A 6,015-nucleotide genomic window follows, 5' to 3' on the forward strand; every position below is an offset into this window, starting at 1 on the left:
CCCGTTCACTTGGCGCTGGCCGCGTTCCGGACATCACCCGGACGCCTTTGCGGCAGCCATCAGAGCTTCCACCTTGCTGGCTCCCTGTTCAACGGTCTTCGCGAGAAGCGCACGAACCTTGTTCAGGATGCCCTTGTGGAATTTTTTCGAAATCAATTAGGTTCTCAGTAGATGGAAGGAGGGGTTTTCGATAGCGGGTTCCTCGAGATACCGCGCTGGGTTCTCGATGAGGGCGCGCGCCAGTTCGACATCCCCCACCAGAACGGGGTCGACGAAATCCGCTTCAGTATTGAATCCCTTGGTCGATGCGAAGAAAATCCCGTTCACGGCCGGATCGTGAATGGCGCAGGAAAGGATCCCGGTGGCGAAGCTGCCAGTGTCGATCGCTACCCTGTTCGGTGAGACCACGATGTTCTTGAAAATGGTGTGTCCGTGGAAGACAACGCGGCCGTCGCCCGGGCTGTCCATCGAGAGAAACGGTTCCCGTATCCACATGAAGGTTCTCTCAGAGTGATCTGCGAGCGGAAGCGTTCGGTCAATACCGGCGTGAGCGAAGACCATGCCGCCGTGCCGGGTGTACAGGGAGGCTGACTTCAGGAACTTGAAGTGATCGGGGTAAGTTCGGGCGACTACCTGCGGAGCGGCATCGGTGATGGGCACGTCGTAGGATTCCAGCGTCGCGATGCCGCCGTGCCTCGCCCAGGACAGGATGTCGGAGCCGATGGTCCCCTCCATGGCCTCCAGGAACCACTTGTCGTGGTTGCCGATGTGAAACCTTGAGCCCGGGAATTCCTCGATCGCCTTCATCACCAGATTGATCGTGCCGCGACTGTCCGGACCCCGGTCGACCAGATCCCCGAGGAAATAGAGGACGGGATCGTTGGCCCGGGTCTCCGCATCCTTGCGAATGAACCGAAGAAGGGACTTTAGCAGTCCGGATTGGCCGTGAATATCTCCGATGGCGTAAATCGTATTCATCTGGTCGCCTATTTTTCTGTGGGAACGGGAATTACTGGCTCCGCTCGCGGCAAGACGGAAATCAAACTGCCCTCACCCGCTTCACGCAGGGGAAGGTTTGGCGAAAAAGCCTCATTACACCCATTTGAAGCGTCGCCGAGGCCGACGGACAGCCGTCGCAGGCCCCCCTCATCTTGAGCGTAAGGGATCCGTTAACAAACGACACGAACTCTATGTCGCCGCCGTCGGCGGCCGCGGCTGGCCGAACTAGTTCGTTCAATAGTTTCTTGATGCCCGCGTCCGTCGGATCGTTTTCCTTGGACAGATTAGCCATTAAGGGAGTGGGCCAGTCGCGCGCCGCCGCGCGTGCATCGAGATAGTCGAGAACATCGCGGGCGAGACAGTCGGAAAATGCGTCGTCGAGACTGCGTACCGAGAGGAAATCGTTCCCGAGAAAGACGTTGGAGACGCCCTCGATTTGAGAGACATCGTCCGCATTCGCCTCAGTGATCCCGCGGTCCCTGCCCCCGAGAACGGAGAACTTTCGAACTCTGGGATTCGGCGTGTGCTGGCACTCAAAATCGGATATCGCGGGGAAGCTCGTTATCATGTCCATCGGTTCATTGAAAAAGGCCGGAGACGAAGTGTCTTTGACCTTCGATTGTAGCCTTTAAGCGGTCCTCCGGCTATCGCCGGCGAGTGTAGCCTCCAGAAATTTGCCAAGGTCCTTTGCTGCTGGATTCGATGTCTTGAAGCGTTTCGCCATCACCCATCCTCTGCGTCCATGCCTCCGTTCTCTTCCGAATCGACGAAAGTTTCCCGTGCGCCGTCGCTCCTAATGTCGCTTAGGGTCTCGCCGGACAGGGGTTCTCCGGATGTCTCCAGGATAGCGACGGAGTGCCCGAGAGCGTTCGAGTAGGCGATCACGTCGGAAAGGGCGACGGCCGCGTTTCGGCCTCTTTCGAATTCCGAAACCCATTTTCGACTGCGACCAATCCCTTCAGCGATGTCGGCCTGGGTGATCCTGGCGCGCTTTCGCCTGTTCGCCAGAAGACGCACCGCGTCGACGGCGTTGGCGAGAATTCTTCGATTTTCGACGGTTCTTGAATCCTTCATTTCGCCATAATGTAACCCGTTCGTTACAAACTCAATTTATTTTGACGCTCCCTCAAATCGTTTCGAGCTTGGAAGCGTTCCGGTTTCGTCGATACAAAATTTCTCGCTGCGAGCATTTCATTTAGGGATTCGACTTCCATTCAAACGGGCGGCGGCGTACCATGTTCGGACGAATTCCTCTAAACGACCGACGGACATCGAATGACCCGACACTCCGGCAACTTCTCCATCGCACCGAACAGCGTCGACGCGGTGATCCGAACCGACGACGGTCTCGTTTTCTCCGTCAACGGGTTCCAGTGCGAGATCTCCATTCTTCAGGGAGACGAGATCAGTCTTCCTGAACTCCAGCTGGCGGGTCAGGGTGGCACGACATCTGTCCTGTTTAAGGGTGGGATCGGCGAGGTCGCCGCTCGTCTCGAGGAGATCCATCACGAGCTGATCGTAAACATGTCCAGAGAGGTGACGACTCCCTTCTACAAGAGGAAGGGGTTCGTCGCGAGCGCCGCGGTGGTGGCTGTCCTCGCCGCAGTCGGCCTCGTTCACCCTCAGTCCACGAATTTCCTGCGCGGGCTGGAGATGCACCCGCATACCGTCGCTCCGATGGACGAAGGGCTGATCCGTCATTTTTGGAACCCGGCGCTCACTGCCTATCCACGTTCAGCCCCGGAGACTGAGCGGGCGGACATTTCGAACGTCACGACCGCGCCGGATATTTTCGATATTCCGGGGCGCGCCATGCCTGATCCAAATGAAACGACACTCTTTCCAGGGTCCGTCGGTCTAATGGGCGCGTTGGCCGATGAAAATGCGGGCATCAAGGAGATGAATAAAAGGGCGAAGGCCGTTGAGAAAGAAAGTCTCTCGGATCCAGCGAAGGCGCTAGTCCCGATGCCGTTGGTCGAGCCTGATCAACCTGGTCTCCTGGGCGACATCAAACGAATGTCTGCGGCATCTGCCAGCCCCCCAGAGGTAAGCCCGAGCGAAGTCACCGAACTCGGCGTCTTGGAGACATCCGCGGATCCCGTCGACGGCGAAACGCCCAAGACGACCCCGGTCGTGGGCGAGAAAAAGATCACCAAGCAGATCATCACAGCGATTTCCAACGGTTCGATGAGCGCTGAACACGCGCAATCCTTCCTCGAAGCGCTCGGCGAGCTGAAATCCAACAACCCTCATGTAACGAAGGCGATGTTGCAGGATCTACCGGAGGACGTGACCTCCATGCTTGCGCAGACAGGACTTCTCGATGAACTGATGGCGGTCGGGGAGGGCGACACCGAGTACCGGATCATCCGTCTTCCCGAGGACATCATCGAGCTCTATCGAGGGTCCGACGGCATCGCCAGCATTCCCGAACGCTTCAGCTGGGCGGCGACCGGCAACTACGTAAGCCTCCCCCTTCCCGGAGGCGGCGACGTCAAACGAGCGGAGCACATGAAGGAATTCGGGCTGAACCTCCAGTGAGATATCTAAAGACTTGCGCAAAGGAGCGTGCGAAAGCCTGTTTTTCAATTTGAAATCAAGGACTCAGATCTTGATGCCTTGTTTTCGTTCCTCCGATTCCGTGACGAAATGCGATTGATTTCAATATCTTCTCTTCTCCAACGGCCCCGTTCAACGACCCTTCCGGCGATTTTTCGGATCTTCCCCGGGGCGGTTTCCCTGAATTTTCGTGGTCGAAACGTCAATACGGCAAAGTGAAAACGAAATCCTGGCTTCCGATGGTTGCAAAACAAGCGGATGATTGTTATTTGCACTTCAGCGAAGGAAATAATGCTCGGATGTCGAAAAAGGCCTCAATCATTTCGATTAACCGTTCGGCGATCTCTCGATCGAGAGTGTCGGATACGGATCCCCCTTACTCCCGTTCCCGGAACCTTCGGAGATCTCCTTCGCTCATGGGTGACGGACGTTACTGTGCATGAACGCCCGCGATAGACAGAGCCATGGCGGACCTTCCAGCAGTGGTTGGGGTGGTGATGTCTCGCAGTGAACGACCGGATGACAGATATCCGGTCGTTCACCATCCATCCCTCAACATGTCACTCGGACGCGAGTGGTTAAACATGGCAGAGAGACCGAGAACCGAAACGCTTTGCGAATGGCAAGTTAGCTTTCATGTTAAAAACATGTTAAAAATTGGAATTGTTTAGATAAAACATACGACCGAACGAACACACGATGGCAACAGAACGACAAAAACCGGTTCGTGAGAAGGCTGTATTCGTTAGTCGAGCGACCGAAAACGCGAGGTGGGAATAATGGCCTATGAACCTTCTTTCGTAGCCAACGCTTTTTTGAACCGGGCGAGAGAAGAAAGTATAAAAGATGTTGACCAGCTTAAAATACAAAAGTTAGTTTATTGTCTACATGGCTGGTATTTAGCGACCCAAAATGCCCCCTTGGTCGGGGAATACTATGAAGCATGGCCGTATGGACCTGTATTGTCGTCGCTTTACCATGAATTTAAATATAACGGACGCAAACCTATTAAATCATATGCAATAGATGTGGATCCAAAAACGGGCGAAGACAAGGCTTTGATGGTTGGGGTGACTGACAAGAAATTCTACAGCCTTTTTGACGTTGTTTGGAATAGATACAAACGGTTAAACGGTCTTCAGTTGTCTTCTCTGGCACACGCGGAAGGAGCACCTTGGTCGCTCGCTCGAGCGCGTGGTGAAACCTATTTGTCAAACGATGAAATAAGGACTCATTTTCGTGCCCTAGCGCTAACAGCCCGTGAAAAAAGCGGGTCTGTCGGGTTTGGGTTTAGTGAGCGCGAAAATGATGGCAGCGCGGATGCTTCCGTATTGGAAACTAATTGGCCCGCTCAGGGTGGGACTCATGGTATATCCGGTTCTGAAAAGCGTGAAAATGACCCCATATCCTCCGAAACCGCCCCACGAGCAGTCCCGTAACCGATTGTTTTTCGCGTGACTGCTACCCGCCCTGAAAGACAGGATTTCCTCCTTTAACGGCCGCTGCCAATCCCCCGGGAGGGATTGGTCTTACTGCTGCCTCACAGGCCTGAGACGGACAGCCCTGCCGCCTGTAATTTCAGTAGTCCCTTGCGGCGAATGCTCTCCGCCGCATTCGTCGCAGGTCCACGACCTGTCGGTAAGCGTCAGCCGTTCGGGATTAGTTTTGACTGCGTTTTGCGATCTTTCGTACAGGGTATGGTGAAGGTCTGTTTACCGCCCCTACAGCACAACTAGTTGCTTTATCCCAAAGTCATAAGCATCTTGGGATAAAATAGAGGATTCGATTCTTAATGTTGCCGAATAACTCACTTCCTCGATCCTCTCTTCTGTCTCTATTATCAATGAAAATGGAATTTCGACAAGCCACTCCCTCTTGTCGATATCTTTGCCCTTTTGCGTCTCGATTGAGGCCTTGTCATGAAACTCTATTGCAAAGTTCCATGTGGAGAGAGCATGTATATTGCTTGAACTTTCAATAGCGGAGACGATTGAGTTTAGGGCGATTTGATCTGCAAAATATGGTTTAATTCTTTCGTAATATTCTTTTTTATTTTCGAATTCTTTTGAGTAAATGGCAGAAATCGCTTCCCTTGAAAAGGATTTCAGGGAGCTAGCAAATATGTCATAATCAAATTTTATAGTTATATTGCTATTTACTTGATTCTCAATACTTGAGTCATTTATTTGTTTTGCTTTAACTAATGAGTTTGGGTTTAAAACCAATAGCATTCCAGCCATCATCATAATTGAGAATTTAGGCACCCCCATTTTTTTCATTCTTGACTCCTCTAATTTCAGATCCGCTCTTGATATTTCCTTGTAGGAAAGAGTTTGTTCCGCTCCTGAATCATAGTCAATCCGCCGGCCTGGCCCGGATTATCCATCAGACGATTTGTTTGTGTCTGTGCGATGGCTATGGAATTGCCAGGGCGCACTTGAGCGTTGCGCTGGCATT

7 protein-coding genes are annotated in these 6,015 nt (G+C 53.2%); 2 read left to right on the plus strand and 5 right to left on the minus strand.

All coding sequences use genetic code 11. The features are described from left to right. Nucleotides 1–33 precede the first annotated feature (33 nt). From E1297_RS04960 to E1297_RS04975, 4 genes are all read right to left on the minus strand, one after another. Nucleotides 34–156, minus strand: a complete 123-nt coding sequence (locus E1297_RS04960; protein WP_155134682.1) for a DUF2786 domain-containing protein — start codon at nt 154–156, stop codon at nt 34–36. Continuing rightward, complete coding sequence (locus E1297_RS04965) at nt 157–978, minus strand: metallophosphoesterase (protein WP_155134685.1); 822 nt, start codon at nt 976–978, stop codon at nt 157–159. Nucleotides 979–1,039: 61 nt separating this feature from the next. Beyond that, nucleotides 1,040–1,567, minus strand: coding sequence for a NifU family protein (locus E1297_RS04970; RefSeq protein ID WP_196223194.1), 528 nt, complete (start codon nt 1,565–1,567; stop codon nt 1,040–1,042). A gap of 155 nt (nt 1,568–1,722) precedes the next feature. Then, nucleotides 1,723–2,073: a helix-turn-helix transcriptional regulator gene (locus E1297_RS04975; protein WP_155134691.1), complete on the minus strand. Its 351-nt coding sequence runs from the start codon at nt 2,071–2,073 to the stop codon at nt 1,723–1,725. Between the two features lie 201 nt (nt 2,074–2,274). On the opposite strand from E1297_RS04975, the gene E1297_RS04980 reads away from it, so the two are divergent. Together E1297_RS04980 and E1297_RS04985 are read left to right on the plus strand one after the other, a co-directional pair. Continuing rightward, complete coding sequence (locus E1297_RS04980) at nt 2,275–3,540, plus strand: hypothetical protein (RefSeq protein ID WP_155134694.1); 1,266 nt, start codon at nt 2,275–2,277, stop codon at nt 3,538–3,540. 797 nt (nt 3,541–4,337) lie between these two features. Continuing rightward, on the plus strand, nt 4,338–4,997 hold the full coding sequence (locus tag E1297_RS04985; RefSeq protein ID WP_155134697.1) for a Panacea domain-containing protein: 660 nt from the start codon (nt 4,338–4,340) through the stop codon (nt 4,995–4,997). 282 nt (nt 4,998–5,279) lie between these two features. On the opposite strand, the gene E1297_RS04990 is transcribed toward E1297_RS04985, so the two are convergent. Further along, nucleotides 5,280–5,837 carry a hypothetical protein gene (locus E1297_RS04990; protein ID WP_155134700.1) on the minus strand — a complete coding sequence of 186 codons (558 nt, stop codon included), beginning with the start codon at nt 5,835–5,837 and terminating at the stop codon, nt 5,280–5,282. Nucleotides 5,838–6,015 lie beyond the last annotated feature (178 nt).

It is taken from the genome of Roseibium sp. RKSG952 (genome assembly GCF_009711355.1).

Excerpts from the sequence above, each read along its gene's own strand:
- E1297_RS04975 (WP_155134691.1), bottom strand. The coding sequence starts at position 2,073 with ATGAAGGATTCAAGAACCGTCGAAAATCGAAGAATTCTCGCCAACGCC.
- E1297_RS04985 (WP_155134697.1), top strand. The coding sequence starts at position 4,338 with ATGGCCTATGAACCTTCTTTCGTAGCCAACGCTTTTTTGAACCGGGCG.
- E1297_RS04990 (WP_155134700.1), bottom strand. The coding sequence starts at position 5,837 with ATGAAAAAAATGGGGGTGCCTAAATTCTCAATTATGATGATGGCTGGA.
- E1297_RS04970 (WP_196223194.1), bottom strand. The coding sequence starts at position 1,567 with ATGATAACGAGCTTCCCCGCGATATCCGATTTTGAGTGCCAGCACACG.
- E1297_RS04965 (WP_155134685.1), bottom strand. The coding sequence starts at position 978 with ATGAATACGATTTACGCCATCGGAGATATTCACGGCCAATCCGGACTG.
- E1297_RS04980 (WP_155134694.1), top strand. The coding sequence starts at position 2,275 with ATGACCCGACACTCCGGCAACTTCTCCATCGCACCGAACAGCGTCGAC.